This is a genomic window from Pedobacter sp. (assembly GCF_035566355.1).
Lineage (GTDB): Bacteria > Bacteroidota > Bacteroidia > Sphingobacteriales > Sphingobacteriaceae > Pedobacter.
The window spans coordinates 1-4,668 of record NZ_DATMRL010000261.1; the positions used below are offsets into that span (position 1 = coordinate 1).

4 protein-coding genes are annotated in these 4,668 nt (G+C 41.4%); all 4 read left to right on the top strand.

Annotation, left to right across the window (positions count from 1 at the left end; genetic code table 11):
- A partial coding sequence (locus tag VNZ46_RS10305) for a glycoside hydrolase family 97 C-terminal domain-containing protein (protein WP_325560087.1) occupies positions 1-382 on the top strand: 382 nt, incomplete at its 5' end.
- A gap of 264 nt (positions 383-646) precedes the next feature.
- Positions 647-2,974 (top strand): hypothetical protein, encoded by a 2,328-nt coding sequence (locus VNZ46_RS10310; protein ID WP_325560088.1) that lies wholly within the window; start codon positions 647-649, stop codon positions 2,972-2,974.
- Between the two features lie 26 nt (positions 2,975-3,000).
- Positions 3,001-3,888: an aldo/keto reductase gene (locus VNZ46_RS10315; RefSeq protein ID WP_325560089.1), complete on the top strand. Its 888-nt coding sequence runs from the start codon at positions 3,001-3,003 to the stop codon at positions 3,886-3,888.
- Between the two features lies 1 nt (position 3,889).
- On the top strand, positions 3,890-4,668 hold a 779-nt coding region (locus VNZ46_RS10320; RefSeq protein ID WP_325560090.1), incomplete at its 3' end, for an enolase C-terminal domain-like protein.

A 4,668-nucleotide genomic window follows, 5' to 3' on the forward strand; every position in this document is an offset into this window, starting at 1 on the left:
ACAAAAAGGAGGGGCGGGCTCAACAGCTTCTGTGATTACTGAAACCCCTGATCTGAGCTTTTATGATGCATTGCCTACGGTATGGGATGACACCAGGGTGATTGCTGGGAAAATTGGCGAATATGGAACTATTGCACGCAGGAACGGAGACAACTGGTATGTAGGTACATTGACGGATAAGCCGATCCGTTTTTCATTGCCGCTAAACTTCCTGTCTAAAAGTAAAAAATATCAGGCCACGGTTTATGCCGATGATGCTTCTTTGTCTGGTCCAACAAAAATTGCCATAAAACAGATGAATGTTGATGCCTCAACGGTATTGAATATACAATTGCTGGAAAAGAATGGAGAGGCCATTATCATTAGACCCATAAATATTTGAGCTGAATATAGGGCAGATTTTTCCTGAGCTCTGTGCTCGTGAAGATTCCCCTAAGTTTACTGATATTGTTGTTGATTATAATAGCAGATAAAGTGATTGCAAAAATAACATCTGTTATGATCAAATTAAGCGTTGTATACATGAGATTACAATAGAATATTTGTTGTACGCCAATCTCTCCAAAAATTTTTGGGACTGTATGTGTTTAAATTTAAGCAGATGTTACAGGTTTGGCATAGATAAATAACTTGTAAATACGAACACATGATGCCTTTAAGAAAGATCTTTGCAATTCCTTCCTGTCTGTTATGGAGTATAGCCTCTTTGGCCCAGCAACCCCAGGGAGAACTGCAGAAAATTTTAACAAATTTAAACGGTTCATTAAACTTTTCGGTAAAACAGTTTAATGGAACAGATCTGGTTTCCAGACAATTATTCAATAACGATGGTGTGTTAAATACCAGTACCGGAACCTGGGCTCTGCAAGTTAAAAATACACCTGTTTCAGGACATCCGGAAGCTATGGATATTATGGCTTCCTTCCGGGTAGAAAAAGGTTTGGCTTCATCATCTGCAGTTGATGCTTCTTTTGATTTTGGCAAATGGAGCCGTGATAATTATGTATTGGTACCAGCATCAATATATAACGGAAATCGATATAGATCTATAGGAGATGCATATAGTCCTGCTTACCCAAAAGATATGTATTACAATCCATCTGTTCCTCTTACCATTTCTAATAACCCTCGTCTAGCTATAGAAAAAGGTAAAGCTTCAGTAGTTCAATTGCAAACTGGCAATGCAGCCACACCAGCGATGTGCTTTTTCTCTAAAAAGGAAAAGAAAGGATTTATTGTATTAACGGGTCAGCTGACAAAATTGGGTAATAATGGTTTGACCATTTCTGAGAATGCCGCGCAGGACAGCTGTACTTTTAGTATTTCTGCACCTGCAGTCCGTAAACTGGCACCTGGTTTTGGAGACTTTCACCAAAGTGGTGATCTTGCTCCAGATTGGAAAGCAGGTAATGAAATCTCTCTTCATTTTAGAGTCTACGTTTTTGATGCTCAGAATATTCCTGAACTTTTAACCAAGTTCATGCAAATTCGTAAAGAACTATCCAGGCCTAACGATCCTCGTAATATATTACCAATGAGTAAAGTATTTGAGGTGGTTTCCAATATTACCAAAAGCCGTTTTGTGACGGTTCCTGCAGGATCTTATTATTTGCCAGAGAACAACAATGATTTTCAGCTGGGCTGGGTAAGCGGTATGATGAACACCTATCCTATGCTTGCATTGAATGATGAAAGGGAACGCAATAGAGTGGCTGCCGAACTGGATTTTATTGTGAATAAACTTCAGGGAAAAAGCGGGTATTTTTATGGCGGTATTACTGCCCAAGGTGAGCTCCGTCCTGAAAAAATGAGCCCCGATTTTAAACTTTTGCAGGCCATGGTGAGAAAGAATTCGGATGCATTGCTCTGGATGATGAAACACCTGATGTTGTTAAAAGCCCAGGGGCATGGAAGCAACATTAAAAAGGAATGGGAAGAAGCAGCCAAAAAGCTGGCAGAAGCTTTTGTACGGACCTGGAAGGCACACGGAGAATTTGGTCAGTACATTACACCTGAAACCGGGGAAATTGCGGTGTATAATTCTACGGCAGGTGCCATTGCACCTGCGGGATTGGCTTTGGCTTCAGATTATTTTCATAACCCAGCCTGGATGAAAGTGGCAGGAGATGCGGCGAAATTTTACTACAAGCGGGACGTAGAAGGGCAGGGGCTGACTGGAGGAGATTGCGGGGATATTTCTCAGGATGCCAATTCCGAATCCGCATTTGGTTTTCTGGAATCATTGATGGCTTTATATCATTACACTGGTGAAAAACAATGGTTAAATATGGCCGAGGTTCAAGCGGCCTTGTGTTCTACATGGACCATTTCCTATGATCCGGTTTTTCCTGAAAAAAGCGCCATAGGAAAGCTCGGCAGCCACATGGCAGGAGCCGTATGGGCAAGCATACAAAATAAGCATGCAGCGCCGGGTATCTGTACAGCCTCAGGAGATTATCTTTTTAAATTGTTCCGGGCTACAGGAAATATACGTTACGCCGATCTGATCAGGGACATTCAGCACGCACAGGCAGAGGCAGTGAATATGCCACCAAACCATATCACCACCAATAACCTGGTTGGATCTTCTATGGAGCGTATACAGCCCAGTGATGCGGAAGGAAAAAGCAGTATCGGCAATTTTATAAATACACGGAATTCCTGGACAGAGACCAATGGAATACTGATGGCTATGGAACTGCCAGGTGTTTATTTGAATACAGGCAGTAAAAAAATATATGTTTTTGATCATGTTGAAGCTAAAATTATAGGAAATACCTTGTCGGGGACCACCATCCAGATCACCAATCCGACTTCCTATGATGCCAGTGTTTCAGTTCTCGCAGAAACAGCGAAACAAGCCGCAGGTCCTTTAAGTTATACTGCATTTGTAAAATGGCCTAAGGTTAAAGTAAAAATGGGAGAAACAGTTAAAGTGAATATTAGCAACACAGGTGTAATCGCTTTGTTGTAAATTGTATACAAAGATCAAAACATAATATGGTATTCTCTATAAAAGATAAACTGGTGCTCGGTACTGCAGGCTTGGGTGGTGTTTGGGGTAAAGTGGAGGTAAAAGAATCTGTAGAAACCATTCTCGATGCACTGGAACAGGGTATTTCTGCAATAGATGCTGCGCCCTCTTATGGAGATGCGGAAAAAATTGTTGGAGAAGCCTTGAGTCAATGGACCGGCACCCGGCCGGTGCTAAGTACAAAAGTAGGCCGTTTAAAGAGCCACAAAGCAGATGAAGCTTATTATGACTACAGTTCTGATGGGATGAAATCAAGTGTAGAGAACAGCCTTAAAACACTTGGTGTAGCTGCGCTCGACATTCTTTTCCTGCATGACCCGGCAGCGATCCAGCCAGAGGAAATAGAAAGCATATTAGGGCAAATGCAAGTGTTTAAGAGCGCGGGATATACCAAAAGATTAGGTTTAGGTGGGAATCCGCCGAAATGGATGGAACCTTACTTATTGGATAGCCCGTTTGATGTATTTATGGAGCATAATAAACTTAATGTTTGTTGTGTAGATGCACTAGGTACAACAGTTCCTTTGTATATACAGCGAGGAAAGGAGTACTATGCCGCCAGCCCTCTTAATATGGGGCTACTGGGTTGCAATTTCTCTGCTTTTACTACAAATCCTCCACACTGGCTTGACTTAAAACAGGTGAAGCAGGCCAAAAAGGTGAACCTCATTGCAGAAAAGTATGTCATGCCTTTGCATGTACTTGCACACCGGTTTTTAATGACAATTCCCTATCCAATAAAAATTGTTATTGGTGCTGCCAATAAGGAGCAGCTTGCCGATGCACTTTTTGCATTCAAGGCAGGAAGTTTACCCTCTGAAATATACCATGAAATCCTTCGGGCAGTTAATTAATATGAATCAGATAGATAACGAAATTTTTAACGTAAAGAAAATCCGTATTCGGGTTTTAGAACAAGTACCTGCCGTAACGCCTTTTCAGGATGCAACCATGGGCCCTTTTCCCAGTTTTGGGATTTCTATTATTACCATTGAAGACGAAGATGGTAATATTGGAGAAGCACCTGTTTACAATACCTATATCAATATCCTGGAATCCTGTTTGTTTCCGATTTTATTTCACAGTCATTCTGTGGCCTATAAAGATTTTTATCCAAAACTGTACTGGTCTATAAGAAATGAAGGATTTAAAGGGCCTGCATCGGCTTTGCTGGGTCAAATTGATATGGCTTTGTATGATCTGGCGGCGAGAAGAAAGAAGACCCCATTGTATCGTTACCTTGGTGCCGAACGGAATGAAGTAAAAATGTATGGCAGTGGCGGTGGAACCAATTATAGTTTGTCTGAATTGGAACAGGAGGTACAAATATTCCTTGATGCGGGAACAGATTGTTATAAAATGAAGGTTGGAAAGGATTTTGGGACTAAAATAAAAGAAGATATTTCCCGCGTCAAATTTGTGCAGCAACTGATCGGCAATAAAATGAAATTAGCGGTAGATGCCAATCAGATCTGGTCTTGTGATGATACCTTACAGTTTTTAGATGGAGTTGGTGAACAGGGACTTTGCTGGTTGGAAGAACCGGTGCATTCTGCTGCTTATGAACAGATAGAAAAACTCTGCGCAACAATAAGTGTAGATGTGGCTTATGGGGAATCTGAGCGCACTTCAAA